The following is a 15,081-nucleotide window of genomic DNA, read 5'->3' on the forward strand; positions in this document are numbered from 1 at the left end:
GCCGCCCCATCAGCCGCCCTATCAGCCGCCCCATCAGCCGGCCGACCTTGGTCCTCGGTCTCGCGGCCCTCGCCTTGTCACTGGTGACGCTCGTAGGGCTGCCGACGCCGCTGCAGGTGGTCGCCGCGACAGCCGTCCTTATCCTGCTGCCAGGGCAGGCACTGGTCCGACTCACGTCGGTTACCGACCCTGCCCTTCGCGGGCTGCTTGTTCTGGCTCTCGGCCTCGCCACGCTAACCGCGGTGTCCACCGCGATGTTCTACCTCGCTGTGTGGTCGTGGCAGGCGTGTGTCGTCACGATGGGCGTCATCACCATTGGCGCGTGCATGGCACGCGCACGACAGGAGGTTGTGTCATGATCGATCTGGCGGGACTGCTCGCGATTGCCGCCCTGCTCATCACCATCGCCCTGCTCGTTACCCTTGTCGCGCTTGAGATCCGACGCGCGGGACCGGACGCCGAACGGCCCACGAGGCTCCTCGGCCTGACGATGAGCCGTAGGGTGGTCGGCGTCATGTGGGCGATGTATCTCGTCCTCTTCCTTCCGCGCGTCGTGGGACTGCTCACGTGAACGGTGCGGCGCGGTGGTGGCTCCTCAGCGACCTCCACCTGGGCGTATCGGATGACGACCCCCGCCGCCCAAGCGCAGTGCTTCCAGGGTTCCTGCGCCGCGAGGTCCTTGCGGTAGCCGGTACGCAGCGGCACGTCGCATTCGTGGGTGACACGTTCGAGCTGGTCGGCCTGGCCGAAGACGAGAGCCTTGCCCGGCTCGAGTCGATCCTCGCCCGGCACCTTGACACGTTCCGGGCGCTGGAAGCGTGTGCGGCCCGCGGCGTGCAGCTGCACTTCGTATGCGGCAACCACGACGTCGAGCTGGCCCGGCCGTCGGTCGCCGCCCGCCTGTCAGCGCTGCTGTCACCCGGCGAGCCCACACGGGTCCGGGTGCACCCGTGGTTCTTGCACGTGCCCCACGTGCTCGTGGCCGAGCACGGGCACCAGCACCACGCGCTGCACCGGATTCCTGAGGTGCTCCGCTCGGCGGTCAACGGGACCGACGAGTTGAACCTGCCACCGCTCGCCGCCTGGAACGCCCACCCGTCGAACTCGCGCCTGAGCCGGGCCGGGGCCGTTGCCCGGTCCTGCCTGGCGTCCGAACTGGCGGAACGTCGCATCCGGGAGCCCGCGTACGACGAAATGTTGCAGTCCGAGTCATTCCGCCTTGCGCTCGACGAGGCGGCCGTTCGGGACCTGGCACGCCTGTCCCGGTTCCGGACGGTGTCGGCGCTCCCGCGCGCCGCTACTCGCATGGTGCTCGCGGCAGCCGGGCGCAGGACCGCAGGCGAGGAGCCTCCTGCAGCAGCGGGTCGGGTCGCGCGCACCCTCGAAGAGCATGGTTCCGGGGTGGCCTGGTACGTATCGGGCCACACCCACCGTGCCCTCGAATCGGAGCTGGAGGCGTGCACAACCCGGTACGTCAACACAGGCACGTGGTGTTCGGACGTCCGCGGTCGCGGACCTGACCGGCGGGATCGTCGGGCATTCCCCTACGCCGTGATAGACGTCGCCCGCGACGGCTCCACGAACGGCGGCTTGCGGTATTGGCGTCCGGACGGCGGTTCAGCCGTACCGGTGTCAGAGTACTGACCGGGCGGGGTGCACACCCACGTGGCGAGGTCCCGGCCCACCTACCCTGGCGTTGAATCAGCCCCCGCTTCGTGACCCGCTGTCAGTCTGCATTCCGCCGGAAACAGCACGGAATTCCCATGTATAAGAGCCGTCAGCCTTGAGGCTCATTCTTAGGTGACCCCATGTGTCGCTAAACCTCTTCTGCACATAAGAGGGGCTGCCGGTGAATTCCCGGAGGCCGATTCCACCAGTGGACACCTGGAATTGCTGCATCCCGTCCGCAACGCACTGGTCCGCGTTGTTCAGGGGGCACGTTCGCTCATAATTGTGTTGGCTGCCCGAAAGCAGTATCCGGACCCGGTTTGTCCAGAACACATCAATCCACGGTTTGGCCTCAGCGAAGCGGTCATGGCTGGATGTGTCAGAAGTGAAGTAGGGGTCATGGTAAACGACGGCCAGATGCTTGCCGGCCGCCCTGGCTGCCTTGAGGTCGGCATCCATTTCACGCGTCATGGCCCGCGCGCGCGTCGCGTCATACCGCCAGGTGGCGGTAGGGGCTACCAGGAAATGCCAGTTGCCCTTATCGAATGAGTACCATTCGAGGGCGTCCACGAATCGGCCAAGGTGGCTGTTGGTTGCGCTTTTCGTGGCGGACACGCACTCACCGTTCATATACTTGTCCAGCTCATCGTTCGTGCCGGGCTTGACGTCGTGGTTCGGTCCAGCCGCCCAGTATGTTTTGGACTTGGCCGGTCCCCACAGCTGGTCATAAGCGCCGAGCGCGGAGCACACTGACTTGTCGTACTGAAAGTCACCCAAAGCGATGAAGTTGTCCAGCGTGCCGTCGTTCAGGCCGGCGACAATGGACGCGGCGTTCCTGCCACTGGGCGACGCCGCGGACGTGTTCCCTTCCGGGTTGATGTCCCCTGCTGCGGCGAAATCGAAAACGTCAGTGGACGCTTGCTGGGTGGTCCCTCCGCCGTCGGTTGTGGCCGGGGTGGTTGCTGCGTCGTCCGCTGGCGCAGTCACCGTTGCTGTCGGGGGCAGAGGTGGAGGTGGAGGGGCCGAGCAGCCGCCCAGGAAAATTGCCGCTGCGCCAAGGGCGACCAAATGTTTACCCATACGTCAGATGATAGGGGCTTCCCGGCCGTGGGAGTTTTCCACATCGCCGCACCAGCGCTTTCCGGGCCGTTGCCGGCCGCCTAGCCTTGGGTCAGGAGCAAATCGCCTATCCGGGCCACATGCACTAAGATGGTGAAGTCTGTGCTGCGCCCTGCCTCCCTTCTGGCGGGGCATCGCACGGAATCGCAAATGAACCTCCTGTTACGGAAATGCCGTAACCGCTTAGCCCAAAGGAGGTGGGTTCACATATGCGTCCTTACGAATTGATGGTAATCATCGACCCCGAGGTCGAAGAGCGTACCGTTGAGCCGTCGCTTCAGAAGTTCCTGAACGTCATCACCAACGATGGTGGAACCATCGAGAAGGTTGACATTTGGGGCCGACGCCGCCTGGCTTACGAAATCAAGAAAAAGTCCGAAGGAATCTACGCCGTGGTGAACTTCACCGCCAAGCCGGAAACCGCCAAGGAACTTGACCGCCAGTTGTCTCTTAACGAGACCATCATGCGCACCAAGATCACCCGCCCCGAAGAGCAGAAGGTTGTTGCTGAGTAATTTCAGCACTGATCTTCATTCTTCACCCGCAGGAACGCACTCTTCACAGGATCGAACAAGGAGGCAGTAGATGGCAGGCGAAACCACCATTACGGTCATCGGTAATCTCACCAATGACCCGGAATTGCGGTTCACACCGTCAGGTTCGGCAGTAGCGAACTTCACCATCGCTTCCACCCCGCGTACCTTTGACCGCCAGTCCAACGAGTGGAAGGACGGGGAAACCCTGTTCCTCCGCGCGGCTGTCTGGCGTGAAGCAGCCGAGAACGTCGCCGAGTCCCTCACCAAGGGCATGCGCGTGATCGTTACCGGCCGCCTGAAGAGCCGTTCCTACGAAACCAAAGAAGGCGAAAAGCGCACCGTTATCGAGCTTGAGGTCGATGAAATCGGCCCCAGCCTGCGCTATGCCAATGCCAAGGTCAACCGCACCCAGCGCTCCGGCGCGGGTGGCCAGGGCGGCTTCGGCGGCGGCAACAGCGGCGGTGGCTTCGGAGGCGGCAACTCTGGTGGAAACCAGGGCGGCAACTCCGGTGGAGGCTGGGGCGGCGGCAACCAGCAGGCTGCGCAGGACGATCCCTGGGCTACGCCCGGCGTGTCCAGTGCAGGTGGCTGGGGCAACGGCCCCGATTCCGAACCTCCCTTCTAACACACCCCATTAAGGTCCGACGCCGGGCCCGCCACAGTGCCAACGCGCACCAAGGCGGCTGCCGCCGTAGGACCACCACCATCCCGTGGATCAACATCCACGGGCTCCCTAGAATAGGAGCTCCACGATGGCTAAGGCTGAACTCCGTAAGCCCAAACCAAAGTCCAACCCCTTGAAGGCCGCTGACATCACTGTCATCGACTACAAGGACGTAGCATTGCTGCGCAAGTTCATCTCCGACCGCGGAAAGATCCGCGCCCGTCGCGTCACTGGCGTTACGGTGCAGGAACAGCGCAAGATCGCCCAGGCAATCAAGAACGCCCGCGAAGTTGCTCTGCTGCCTTACTCCGGCGCTGGCCGCGGCTAAGGAAGGGATTAACTAACATGGCAAAGCTCATTCTGACCCACGAAGTAACCGGACTCGGTGCTGCTGGCGACGTTGTCGAGGTCAAGGACGGTTACGCCCGTAACTACCTGCTGCCCCGCAACTTCGCCCTGACCTGGTCGAAGGGCGGCGAAAAGCAGGTTGAGTCCATCAAGGCTGCCCGCGCTGCCCGCGAGCACGCTTCCCTGGAAGACGCTCAGAAGCAGGCTGCTGCACTGCAGTCCAAGCCGGTCAAGCTCGTCGTCAAGGCTGGCGAAACCGGACGCCTGTTCGGCACCGTCAAGCAGGGCGACGTCGCTGACGCTGTTGAGGCCGCTGGCCTTGGCCGCATCGACAAGCGCAAGGTTGAACTGCCGGTCCACATCAAGTCGGTTGGTTCGTACCAGGCCAACGTCCGTCTGCACGAGGATGTTGCCGCTGTCATCGAACTCGATGTAGTGGCAGGCAAGTAGTCATAACGACTCAACAGTCCTGACTGTACAAAGACCCCCGTCGCCGGATCCCGGCAGCGGGGGTCTCTTGTCTTTGGACCGTGGACGGGCCAACCGGGTCAGACGCCCCAGTGAGCCAGGATTGCTTCGCAGAAGTCGTCGTTCGTACCCGTAGAACCGAAGATCAGCTCGTCGCTGATCACGTTGCCCGACGCCTGGTCGATGGTGAGGAGCCTGCGGACCTGGCCGTCGCCCTTGGCGAGGATCTTGCCGTCACTTCCAATCAGCCGATTCTCTCCGGTGAGCAGCACGGTGATGCTGAGAGTCCCGTCCCCGTTGTCGACGATCTTGAGGTCTTTGGCCAGCGTGTTCGGCTGGATGTCGGTCACGGTCATCCCGTTGTACGTGAATGTCTGGACGATCCTGAGCTTCTCCTGAACCCACAGCAGGCTATCCTCGCCGCGGGTCATGGTTGAGCCCGAACCGGTCCGGTCATAGGTGAATGCGACCTGCAGCCCCGAACCGCAGAAGTCGTCGTTTAGTCCGCTGGTCGAAAAATCGAGGCTGTAACGTTCCACGAGCTCCGCGTTGGCGGGGGCAGCTCCGGTGACGGCGAGGCCGCCGAGGAGGAGCGCGGTGACGAATGGGCTGAGTTTACTGAGCATGGTGGTGACTTTCGATCGGGCAGACCCTGCGCAAACATACAGAAGGTGTCGCATCGGACCGCCAGGCACCGGCTGCGACGACGACCCAGCCTGCCGCGATTCTACTCCCCGGCGGGACAAGGGAATAACCTGGCACGTTCCCCGGTTTGCCTGTATGGATGTAAACATGCAAATGCATGTAACTTGTATACGAACTACCGAGCAACAGGAGACCGTCATGGAAACCCGCCGTATCACAGTCCTTTCCGCCGGCTTGGGCGTGCCGTCGTCGAGCCGCCTGCTTGCCGACCAGCTGGCAGCGTCGGCTGAACGTCAGTTGGGCGCGGCCGGCTATGACGTGACCGTGGACGTCGTCGAACTCCGGGACCTTGCCGTGGACATCGCCAACAACTTCGTCACCGGCTACGCTGCTCCGCGCCTCGCAGAGGTCATCGCAGGGGTGGAAGCCGCCGACGGGATCATCGCCGTGACGCCTGTGTTCAGCGCGTCCTACAGTGGCCTGTTCAAATCCTTCATCGACGTCCTCGACCCCAAGTCCTTGGACGGCAAGGCCGTCCTGCTCGGCGCCACCGGCGGCACCGAGCGCCACCAGATGGTCCTGGACTACGCGCTCCGCCCGCTCTTCAGCTACCTGCGCGCCAGGATTGCGCCCACGGGCGTCTTCGCCGGCCCGCAGGACTGGGGAACCGCGGACGACGACGGGTCCTCCCTTGCCGCCCGCATCGACCGCGCTGCCGGCGAATTTACCCGCCTGATGGAGGGGTCCCAGCCGGGCCGGAAGCATGCTCCCATGGAGTCACTGCCATTCGAGCAGCTGCTGGCGGGCATCTCCGGAAACGCCTGAAGTTCCCCGCCGCGAGCGAAGCCAACTTCCAGTAGGCCCCTTCACGAGTCCAGCCGGGCTTAGTCGTCCAGCAGTTCGATGAACTCCCTGGCCTGCTTCATGGAGATATCGGAATGGCGGGTAAGGGCGGTGGCAGCCGCCTCGGTGTCCCCATTGCGGGCCAGGGTGCGGATCCGGCCGTAGATCTCGTCGTTGAGCATATTGCTGCTGACCTCGCGGGTTACGTCGCCTTTACTCGCAATGGCCCGGTAGCGGTAAGGGAACCGCTGCGGCTCATCGTCCTCGTCGTCCTCAGTGGCCGGCGGCACTGCCTCGGGGCCCCGGTAGGGCTGGGGGTGGGCGGCCAGTGCACCGACGGCATCGCGTGACGCGCGCAGCCCATCCCCGGTGACCTCGTAGTAGAGCTTGATGGCGGCCATGGCCTGGCCCTGGGCAATCAGGGCATATAGCCGCCGGTGCTGGTCCTCGGAGAGTTTCGTGGCCGCCTGGCGGGCGAGCTCGGCGGAACTGACGGGCGGCGACGTGGATGCCGCACCGGCGGAAGCCTTTCGCCTGCTGATGGCGCGGGCAGCCAGGGAGACTCCGGCAGCCACGGCCAGGAGGATAAGGACAGGGATCACGAGCGATTCCATTTTCATTGCCGTTCTGTGTACTTCCTGGTGGCAGCCAGATCTGAGTGCATCGCCTGTGCGTTCTGGCTTGGCCGTGTAATGGCCTCAAGGCGGGCCCGCGCGGCGGTGGCCGCCTGGACCTGCGCCGCATAGTGCCGGGCTGAACGTTCGGCGAGGTCCCGCTGGTACTTCTCGGCGTCGGAGACGCCTGAATCGCGTGGGCTGAGGGCCGTGGCAAGCCCCCAAATAAGCGCCGCCAAGACGATCGCCGGCAGCAGAACCAGCAGTAGTTCGCCCATACATAGAGCTTATGCCAGTTCCTGTTTATCCACAGCAATATTCACTGTTGTGCATATGGGGCGGCCTGCCCGACGCCAGACATCCGCAGCGGCATATGACGAAGGCCACGGGTTCGCAGATGAACTGGGTCACTGCCCGCCGCGCGGCGACCTATGGCCACTGGCGGCCATATGGGCTGTGGATGAAATTCCCGGGAAGAAATATTTACTCCACATGCTGGTGCTAATGTTTCCGCAGGTCAAGCGCATATCACCCGGTAAAGTTTTTTGCTGTCCACAACCTTTCCCACAGGCTGTGCACAAGCTATGTCCCTTAGTGCACAGGTTGTCCACAGGGCCCGGGCACCGCTGGCTTTGCAGCTGGACCGGAGGGGGCTAGCGTAGCGGGGTACCTGTTCTTCAGGGTCCTGCTGGTTCCGCTTTAGCTGCTGAAGGCAGCTTGTGGAGCCGCCGGATTCGGAAGAAATCGCCCGCTGTGGAAAACCTGTGGATAGTGGGGATAACTCGCGCCATGCCGTCTCCGGAGGGCGTGGCCCCGCGTTGTCACACCCTGCTGGTAGACCTGAACAGGTAGCGGTGCGCGGTCTTCGGGCAACGCCACACCAGGATGGATCACCGCCGGGACCTCAGGTCCCGGCTCACATGGAGGACGGCAATTTTGTCAATCGCGCATCTTGACCCGGTCGAAACAACCCGCGGATCAGACGCGAGCCGAAAGCCACCGCAGGACATCCCTGCCGAGCAATCCGTCCTGGGCGGCATGATGCTGTCCAAGGATGCCATTGCCGACGTGGTGGAAATTCTCCGGGGACAGGACTTTTACCGCCCCGCCCACGAAACCATCTACGAAGCCATTATCGACCTCTACGGCCGCGGCGAACCGGCGGACGCTGTTACCGTCTCGGACGAACTGACCAAGCGTGCCGAGATCAACCGGATCGGCGGCCCCGCCTACCTGCATGAGTTGATCCAGACCGTCCCCACGGCGGCCAACGCCGGCTACTACGCCGAAATCGTTGCTGAGCGCGCCGTCCTCCGGCGCCTGGTCAATGCCGGAACCAAGATCGTCCAGCTGGGCTACGGCTCGGACGGTGAGGTGGAGGACCTGGTCAACCAGGCCCAGGCCGAGGTCTACGCCGTGGCCGAGCGTCGCACTGCCGAGGATTACGTTGTCCTCAAGGACGTCATGGAGTCCACAGTGGACGAGATCGAGGCCTCCGGGCACCGCGGCGAGGGAATGACCGGCGTCCCCACGGGGTTCTACGAGCTGGATGAGCTCACCCACGGACTGCACCCGGGCCAGATGATCGTCATCGCCGCCCGCCCGGCAGTGGGTAAGTCCACCTTCGCACTGGATTTTGCCCGCTCCGCTGCCATCAAGAACAACCTCTCCACGGTGATGTTCTCCCTCGAAATGGGCCGGAACGAAATCGCCATGCGCCTCCTCTCCGCGGAGGCAACCATCGGTCTGCAGGATCTCCGCAAGGGAACCATCAAGGACGAGCAATGGTCCAAGATCGCCACCACCATGGGCCGGATGAACGACGCCCCGCTGTTCATTGACGACAGCCCCAACATGTCCCTGATGGAGATCCGGGCAAAATGCCGGCGCCTGAAGCAGCAGCATGACCTCAAGCTGGTGATCCTCGACTACCTGCAGCTCATGAGCTCCGGCAAGAAGGTGGAGTCCCGCCAGCAGGAAGTATCCGAGTTTTCGCGCGCGCTGAAGCTCCTGGCCAAGGAACTGCAGGTCCCGGTCATCGCACTGTCCCAGCTGAACCGTGGCTCTGAGCAGCGCCAGGACAAGCGGCCCATGGTTTCGGACCTCCGTGAATCCGGATCCATCGAGCAGGACGCGGACATGGTGATCCTGCTCCACCGCGAAGATGTCTATGACAAGGAGTCGCCGCGCGCCGGCGAAGCCGACATCCTGGTTGCGAAGCACCGTAACGGTCCCACGAAGGACATCGTGGTGGCCTTCCAGGGCCATTACTCCCGGTTTGCCAACATGGCGGCCGACTCCGGCGGCGGGGGCTTCTAGGAGCCACGCGCCGGCGGGTGGGGGCGCTTAGCCCTGCGCCAGCAGGTGGTTCGGCAGGCGGTTGCCCGGGGCGGTGCCCCGGATCTCGAGTAGCTCCCGGGCGTGGGCGTGCAGCCGCTTGTCCTCCTCGCTGACCGGCATCCAGGCAGGGATAGGCACCGAGTTGCCTTCGGCGTCGCGCGCCACCATCACCGTCAGGCAATAGGTGGTGAGGTTCATGTCGCGGCTCCTGGGATCGCCGGAGCGGACGTGGACTGCGATGTGCATGCCCTTCGTCCCCGTGTACACCAGGCGGGCTTCCACCTCCACAACGTGGCCAATCAGCAACGGGCGGTAGAACCGGACGCCGCCGGAGAATACGGCCACTGTGTTCATGCCGCAGTACCGGGAGGCGCAGACGTAGGCTGCTTCGTCGATCCACTTCATGACGATCCCGCCGTGCACTTTTCCGCCCCAGTTCACGTCCGTGGGCGCAGCCATGAAGCGGAGCGTCACCCGTTCGGCCGTGCCCGCGTCAGTATATTCCTGGCGGTTCATGGCTTCGACAATCTGTTCCCGCACCTTGATCCGGGCCAGGGCGTGGTCCCGCTGCTCGATTTCCGCCGGGGTGACGGGTTCGTACTGCTGCACCGGGATGGGTTTCCCGTCTTCCCCGACGGCCACGAAAATCACCATGCACTGGCTTCGCATAGTGGCCGGACCGCCCTTGGGATCCCCGGAGGAAACCACGGTGCGGATGTGCATTGAGGACCGCCCGGTGTAGACGATGGTGGCTTCCACCTCCACCATGTCCCCGCTGTTGACCGGATCGGCGAAATGGATGTTTCCCACATAGGCAGTCACGCAGTAGGACTTCGTCCACCCCACCGCCGCGGCATACGCGGCCTTGTCCACCCACTCCAGGACTGTCCCGGCATCCACCGAGCCGCTGTGTCCCACGTCCATCGGGGCGGCGAGGAAGCGGAGGGTCACGGAGTTGGAGGCAGGGGTGTCGGTCATGGTGCGATCATACTGACGCCATTGGGTTACCCAGCAGTCAGGCCTGTTTCGGGTGATGAAAAGGCCGACGGCGGGTGCGCACCGGAGTGGGCACCCGCCGTCGAGCGGTTCCCGGCCATGGCCGGAGGTTCGGCTTAGGCGAGGACAGACAACTTGGAGTTGCTGCGGCCAAAGAGGGCCCGGTCCACTGAGAGGCGTCCGGCGCCGGTGAGGGCCAGGGCGAAGGCTGCGGCCGCGAGGAGCAGCACCAGTTCGTACCCGCCGTTGGCGGCAAAAACTCCGGCGGAGGCGTGGACCAGGACCAGGGCCCCCAGCATGTCCAGGACCAGGAGGGCTGCAACCACGCGGGTGAGGATGCCCAGGATCAGGGCAATGCCGCCGGCGAACTCCAGGACGGCGATTGCGGGGGCTGCGATTTCCGCTGCCGGAACGCCCATCTTGGCGAACGACGCCTGGGTGCCGGCGATGGTCCATTCGTTGAACTTCTGCCAGCCGTGGGCGGCGAAGAGGAAGCCCAGGATGATGCGGAGGGCAGTAATGGCGGTGGTGGTAAGTCGTGACTGGTTCATGCATTCCAGTCTTCCGGCCCGATGGTTGAAGTGTCAACTAAATCGTCACAATGTGTTCCTTGTCATGCGCACAGGCCCGATCGCGGCCGGCGGATTAGGCTGGCATCGTGCCCCGCTTACCTGCCCCCACCACTGCTGCGCCATCCAGGGGGCAGCGCCGGGAGATCCTCCGGCTTGCCGTCCCCGCTTTTGGTGCGCTTGTGGCCGAGCCGCTGTTCCTGCTCGCCGACTCGGCGATTGTGGGCCACCTGGGCGTGGCCCAGCTGGCCGGCGTCGGACTCGCCTCGGCGGTGCTGCACACCGCCGTCGGCCTGATGGTCTTCCTGGCCTACTCCACTACCCCTGCCGTGGCCCGCGCCATCGGCGACGGCCAGCCGGGCAAGGCCTTGGCAGCCGGCCGCGACGGCGTCTGGCTGGCACTGCTGCTGGGCCTCGTCCTGGCCGTGGCCGGGTTCCTGGCCGCGGACCCGCTGATCGGCCTTCTGGGGGCGGAAGGCGAGGTGCGGGGATTCGCCGTCGATTACCTCCGCTGGTCCATGCCCGGGCTGGTGGCCATGCTCCTGATTTTCGCCGGCACAGGCCTCCTCCGCGGCCTTCAGGACACCCGGACCCCGCTGGTGGTGGCCACGGCGGGCTTTGGCCTCAACATCGTCCTGAACCTGTGGCTGGTCTACGGGCTGGGCTTGTCGGTGACCGGCTCCGCGGTGGGAACCAGCGTGGCCCAGTGGGCGATGGCGGGCGTTTACCTGGTCATCGTCAGGGGGAACGCAGTGAGCAGCGGGGTGAGCCTGCTGCCAAGCTGGCGGGGGATCCGCAGTATGACGCGGGTGGGGTCCTGGCTCATGCTGCGCACACTGAGCCTCCGGATCGCGATCCTGGCCACAGTGCTGGTGGTCACCGCGCAAGGGGCGGTCAACCTGGCAGCCCACCAGCTGGCAATGACGATTTTTTCCTTCCTGGCCTTCGCCCTGGATGCCCTGGCGATCGCCGCCCAGGCCCTGATCGGCAAGGAGCTGGGCGCATCGAATGCCGCCAAGGCGCGCCTCCTGACCAGCACCATGATCCGCTGGGGCCTGGGCTTTGGCGTGGCGACGGGCGTGCTCCTGGCACTGGCGGCCCCCTGGGCGGGTGCCCTTTTCACGTCCGATCCCGAGGTGCAGTCGGTTCTGGCCACTGCCCTCTGGGTCGTCGCGGCGGGCCAGCCCATAGCCGGCTATGTGTTTGTGCTGGACGGGGTGCTGATCGGCGCCGGGGACGCAAAGTACCTTGCCTTGGCCGGGGTCCTGAATCTTGCCGTCTATGTGCCGCTGTTGATTGCCGTGGCGCTGCCCGGCCTATCGGGTGCCGCAGGCCTTGGCTGGCTGTGGGCCGCCTTTGCCCTCGGCTACATGGCTGCGCGCGCCCTGACCCTGGGCCTGCGTGCCCGGTCCGACCGTTGGATGGTGCTCGGTTCGGGGTAGGGGCAGCGGGAACAGGCGCCGAAGTTCTGCCAGCGCACCGCCGCCACTAAACTGGACCGGTGACGCAACCAAGGACACCCGCAGGCACCGCCCCCGGAACCGCCCCCCGGCCAGACCTCTGGCAGCCGGTCCTGCTGCGCTCGGCGGCAGCGCTGGTGTTCGGCGCAGTCACCATCTTCTGGGCCGCGCCCTCCGTGGAGGTCATGGGCTGGGCCGGCGGGCTGTATCTCCTGGCCACCGGCGCGCTCCTCCTCCGGGGTATCCAGGCTGCAGGCTTCCAGCGGGATGGCGCTCCGGGCAAGATGCTCTCGGCGGCAGGCGCAGTGCTGGCCGGCGCGGGACTTTCCCTGGTCCTGCTGCACGGGGACCTGCTGTTTGGCGTGGTGGCCGCAACGGGCCTTGGTGTGGCGGGAGCGCTTGAACTGCTCTGCGGGTTGATGTTGCGCGGCCGCCACGTGCTCTCCCGGGACTGGATCACCTCCGGAGCCATAGGCCTTGGAACCGCAGCCCTGCTGCCGTTCTTCATCGGCCTGGGTGCCCACGCTTTGCTGGGGGTGGCTGGCGGAGGAGCAATTATTTCCGGCGTGCTGTGGGTACTTTCGGGCCTGACGCTTCGGCACGATGCCGGCCACGCCGCCGGAAAGCCGTAAACTAGGAAAGCGCGGTTCTACTCCTTGTAGAAAATTGGCCGGGCAAACCACCGCAATACTTGATCCAGGCCGGCCGGCGTGCCGCCTGCAGGGAGGAATCACCGTGGCAGACCAGCATCCAGGAAAACCGCGCAGGCTGCGGACCTCGGTGAAGGGGCCCCTGATGTTCTCCGCGTTCTGGGCTGTGGTCGCCTTCCTTGCCGTTGTCGTCTTTGCTTCGGGTGGCAGTGCGCGGACTCCCCGCTTCGACCTGGCCTTCACCGCGGCCGGCATCGCCTTCATTGTCACCCTGGTGGTCGCCGCAATGCTCTCCATGAGCTACAAGGAAAATGCCGAGCATCTGGGTAAAGGGTCCGGCGTGAACCTCAGTTCGGCCCGGAAACCCTCCCACGGCTTTGGCGCCCCGGGCCCCCAGGAGCCACCCGCCTCCGCCGACAGCCCTGATCACCCGGACACGCCGGGCGGCCACTAGCCCGAGGCCGCCTGCCGGGCACGGTAGGCGGCGACGTGTGCGCGGTTGGCGCAATTGCCGGTGTCGCAGTAGCGCTTCGACCGGTTCCGGCTCAGGTCCAGCACCGCCGCGTCGCAATCCTCTGCGTCGCAGGTGCGCATTCGGTCCATCTCCTTGCCGCGGATGACATCCGCCAGCGCCATCGCGGCCTCCGTGCTCATCCGGTCCACCAGCGGGGCGTCCGGGGTGGTGGCATGCAGGTGCCAGTCCCAGTCGTCGTGCTTGACCAGCTGGGGGAGCGCGCGCGCCTCGCGCAGGAGGCGGTTCACCGTGCGGACAGCCGCATCTTCATCCGCTGTCCAAAGCTCTGCGAGCTGCCGGCGCAACTGCCGGACGCTTTCCAGTTCCTGCTGATCCCTGGTGCGGGAGCCGGTGAAACCCTCAGCCGCCAGGAAACGGTCCAGGTCCGCCTGCGTGGCAAGGCCTTCGGCCCCATTTGCCGCTGAATTGACCAGATTCACCACCGTCCGCAGCGCCACCTCGGTGTCAGGGGCAAAAACCATCTTGACTCCTTACAGTGCCGTCCCGTACTGTCATGACCATAATCCCACTTTACTCCTGACAGGAGGTGCTCAATGTCCGTTGCGAGCAACCGCGCGCCCGGCCGCCTGTCCGCAGGCAAGCTGAACTTCCTCGCCTCCGGCCTGGGCATAGCCCTGTTCTCCTCCGCCGTCTTCGGCCTCTCCGGGTCCTTCGCCAAGGCGCTCCTGGAGACCGGTTGGTCCCCGGGAGCCGCCGTCACTGCCCGGCTCACGGGTGCCGCCGTGATTCTCGCCGTGCCCGCGGTTCCAGCCCTGCGGGGACGCTGGCACCAGCTGCGGAACAACTGGGTGACCATCCTCCTCTTCGGGCTGATCGGCGTGGCGGCCTGCCAGCTCTTCTACTTCAACGCTGTGGCCAGGCTCTCCGTGGGCGTGGCGCTCCTGCTTGAATACCTGGCTCCGGTCATCATCGTGCTGTGGCTGTGGGCTGCCAGCCGCAGGCGGCCGCGTGTCCTGACTTTCGGCGGTACCCTGCTTTCCCTTGCCGGCCTGGTTCTCGTGCTGGACCTCACAGGCGCCGTGAAGATCGACGTCATTGGTGTCCTCTGGGGAATTGCGGCCGCCGTCTGCCTTGCCATGTACTTCTTCATTACGGCCAAGGAGAACGACTCCCTGCCGCCCATCGTCCTGGCCTCCGGCGGGCTGCTGGTGGGTGCGGCCGCTATGTGGCTCTCCGCCGCCACCGGCCTGCTGCCGATGGCCTTCAGCGCAGCCGATACCAGGCTCGGCCCCTGGACCACCCCGTGGTGGGTCCCGCTGGCGGGCCTCGTAGTCCTGGCGACGGTCCTGGCGTACGTGTCCGGGATCATGGCCGCCCGGGCGCTCGGATCGAAGGTGGCCTCCTTCGTGTCGCTGACAGAGGTACTCTTCGCCGTCATCTGGGCCTGGCTGCTGCTTGGTGAGCTTCCGGGCGCCATCCAGCTCGTCGGCGGAGCGCTGATCGTCGGCGGCGTCATCCTGGTCCGGCTGGACGAACTCCGGGGCCCTGCGCAGGCGTCGGCGGGAGCGGGCGGCAAGGAGCCGCCCAGGGCGGCGTCCCCGCTGGAACACGCGAACGACGTCGAGCCCGTCCCTTAAAAGCAGAGGGCCCGGACTGGTGTCCGGGCCCTCTGTGCGTTAGCTTTCG

General features: G+C 65.2%; 20 protein-coding genes. 13 read left to right on the top strand and 7 right to left on the bottom strand.

What is annotated here, in order from left to right:
• The first annotated feature begins 47 nt into the window (after positions 1-47).
• Genes GK109_RS10235 through GK109_RS10245 form a run of 3 tightly spaced genes read left to right on the top strand, consistent with a single transcriptional unit; the run spans position 48 to position 1,644 of the window.
• Complete coding sequence (locus GK109_RS10235; protein ID WP_231754842.1) at positions 48-359, top strand: hypothetical protein; 312 nt, start codon at positions 48-50, stop codon at positions 357-359.
• Entirely contained in the window at positions 356-571 is a 216-nt protein-coding gene (locus GK109_RS10240) for a hypothetical protein (protein ID WP_157240199.1), read from the top strand. Before GK109_RS10235 ends, GK109_RS10240 begins: the two co-directional genes overlap by 4 nt.
• The gene (locus tag GK109_RS10245) at positions 568-1,644 is read left to right on the top strand and encodes a hypothetical protein (RefSeq protein WP_370460523.1); all 1,077 of its coding nucleotides are present in this window, start codon (positions 568-570) and stop codon (positions 1,642-1,644) included. Before GK109_RS10240 ends, GK109_RS10245 begins: the two co-directional genes overlap by 4 nt.
• Before the next feature lie 57 nt (positions 1,645-1,701).
• On the opposite strand, the gene GK109_RS10250 is transcribed toward GK109_RS10245, so the two are convergent.
• On the bottom strand, positions 1,702-2,655 hold the full coding sequence (locus GK109_RS10250) for a hypothetical protein (protein ID WP_323057977.1): 954 nt from the start codon (positions 2,653-2,655) through the stop codon (positions 1,702-1,704).
• 341 nt (positions 2,656-2,996) lie between these two features.
• Here GK109_RS10250 and rpsF point away from each other — a divergent pair, with 341 nt between their 5' ends.
• The 4 genes from rpsF to rplI all read left to right on the top strand — a co-directional run bounded on the left by rpsF (position 2,997) and on the right by rplI (position 4,785).
• Positions 2,997-3,302, top strand: coding sequence for a 30S ribosomal protein S6 (gene rpsF / locus GK109_RS10255; protein WP_013602900.1), 306 nt, complete (start codon positions 2,997-2,999; stop codon positions 3,300-3,302).
• Between the two features lie 70 nt (positions 3,303-3,372).
• The gene (locus GK109_RS10260; RefSeq protein ID WP_157240203.1) at positions 3,373-3,948 is read left to right on the top strand and encodes a single-stranded DNA-binding protein; all 576 of its coding nucleotides are present in this window, start codon (positions 3,373-3,375) and stop codon (positions 3,946-3,948) included.
• A gap of 127 nt (positions 3,949-4,075) precedes the next feature.
• Positions 4,076-4,315 carry a 30S ribosomal protein S18 gene (gene rpsR / locus GK109_RS10265; RefSeq protein ID WP_003800144.1) on the top strand — a complete coding sequence of 80 codons (240 nt, stop codon included), beginning with the start codon at positions 4,076-4,078 and terminating at the stop codon, positions 4,313-4,315.
• A gap of 17 nt (positions 4,316-4,332) precedes the next feature.
• Positions 4,333-4,785 (top strand): 50S ribosomal protein L9, encoded by a 453-nt coding sequence (rplI, locus tag GK109_RS10270; RefSeq protein ID WP_013602898.1) that lies wholly within the window; start codon positions 4,333-4,335, stop codon positions 4,783-4,785.
• A 98-nt stretch (positions 4,786-4,883) separates the two neighbouring features.
• Here the strand turns inward: rplI and GK109_RS10275 are convergent, their stop codons facing one another.
• On the bottom strand, positions 4,884-5,429 hold the full coding sequence (locus GK109_RS10275; RefSeq protein WP_157240205.1) for a hypothetical protein: 546 nt from the start codon (positions 5,427-5,429) through the stop codon (positions 4,884-4,886).
• Positions 5,430-5,646: 217 nt separating this feature from the next.
• Between GK109_RS10275 and GK109_RS10280 the strand changes: the two genes are divergently transcribed.
• Positions 5,647-6,273 (top strand): FMN reductase, encoded by a 627-nt coding sequence (locus GK109_RS10280; RefSeq protein ID WP_157240207.1) that lies wholly within the window; start codon positions 5,647-5,649, stop codon positions 6,271-6,273.
• A 59-nt stretch (positions 6,274-6,332) separates the two neighbouring features.
• Here GK109_RS10280 and GK109_RS10285 read toward each other — a convergent pair whose 3' ends face one another.
• Together GK109_RS10285 and GK109_RS10290 are read right to left on the bottom strand one after the other, a co-directional pair.
• Complete coding sequence (locus GK109_RS10285; RefSeq protein WP_157242838.1) at positions 6,333-6,905, bottom strand: hypothetical protein; 573 nt, start codon at positions 6,903-6,905, stop codon at positions 6,333-6,335.
• 2 nt (positions 6,906-6,907) lie between these two features.
• Positions 6,908-7,183, bottom strand: coding sequence for a hypothetical protein (locus tag GK109_RS10290; protein WP_157240209.1), 276 nt, complete (start codon positions 7,181-7,183; stop codon positions 6,908-6,910).
• Positions 7,184-7,841: 658 nt separating this feature from the next.
• On the opposite strand from GK109_RS10290, the gene dnaB reads away from it, so the two are divergent.
• Positions 7,842-9,224: a replicative DNA helicase gene (gene dnaB / locus GK109_RS10295; RefSeq protein WP_157240211.1), complete on the top strand. Its 1,383-nt coding sequence runs from the start codon at positions 7,842-7,844 to the stop codon at positions 9,222-9,224.
• Between the two features lie 27 nt (positions 9,225-9,251).
• Here dnaB and GK109_RS10300 read toward each other — a convergent pair whose 3' ends face one another.
• Complete coding sequence (locus tag GK109_RS10300; RefSeq protein WP_157240213.1) at positions 9,252-10,223, bottom strand: acyl-CoA thioesterase; 972 nt, start codon at positions 10,221-10,223, stop codon at positions 9,252-9,254.
• 134 nt (positions 10,224-10,357) lie between these two features.
• A complete protein-coding gene (locus GK109_RS10305; RefSeq protein ID WP_157240214.1) occupies positions 10,358-10,792 on the bottom strand; it encodes a DoxX family protein in 435 nt (144 codons plus the stop codon).
• A 107-nt stretch (positions 10,793-10,899) separates the two neighbouring features.
• Between GK109_RS10305 and GK109_RS10310 the strand changes: the two genes are divergently transcribed.
• From GK109_RS10310 to GK109_RS10320, 3 genes are all read left to right on the top strand, one after another.
• The gene (locus GK109_RS10310; protein WP_370460524.1) at positions 10,900-12,252 is read left to right on the top strand and encodes an MATE family efflux transporter; all 1,353 of its coding nucleotides are present in this window, start codon (positions 10,900-10,902) and stop codon (positions 12,250-12,252) included.
• Between the two features lie 59 nt (positions 12,253-12,311).
• On the top strand, positions 12,312-12,902 hold the full coding sequence (locus GK109_RS10315) for a hypothetical protein (protein WP_321214806.1): 591 nt from the start codon (positions 12,312-12,314) through the stop codon (positions 12,900-12,902).
• A gap of 103 nt (positions 12,903-13,005) precedes the next feature.
• The gene (locus GK109_RS10320) at positions 13,006-13,374 is read left to right on the top strand and encodes a hypothetical protein (protein WP_321214805.1); all 369 of its coding nucleotides are present in this window, start codon (positions 13,006-13,008) and stop codon (positions 13,372-13,374) included.
• On the opposite strand, the gene GK109_RS10325 is transcribed toward GK109_RS10320, so the two are convergent.
• The gene (locus GK109_RS10325; RefSeq protein WP_157240216.1) at positions 13,371-13,916 is read right to left on the bottom strand and encodes an ABATE domain-containing protein; all 546 of its coding nucleotides are present in this window, start codon (positions 13,914-13,916) and stop codon (positions 13,371-13,373) included. The two genes, GK109_RS10320 and GK109_RS10325, sit on opposite strands and share 4 nt — an antisense overlap.
• A 72-nt stretch (positions 13,917-13,988) precedes the next feature.
• Here GK109_RS10325 and GK109_RS10330 point away from each other — a divergent pair, with 72 nt between their 5' ends.
• Positions 13,989-15,032 carry a DMT family transporter gene (locus tag GK109_RS10330; RefSeq protein ID WP_157240218.1) on the top strand — a complete coding sequence of 348 codons (1,044 nt, stop codon included), beginning with the start codon at positions 13,989-13,991 and terminating at the stop codon, positions 15,030-15,032.
• Positions 15,033-15,081 lie beyond the last annotated feature (49 nt).

Source organism: Pseudarthrobacter sp. GA104, assembly GCF_009741265.1.
In the GTDB taxonomy this organism is placed as follows: Bacteria; Actinomycetota; Actinomycetes; order Actinomycetales; family Micrococcaceae; genus Arthrobacter.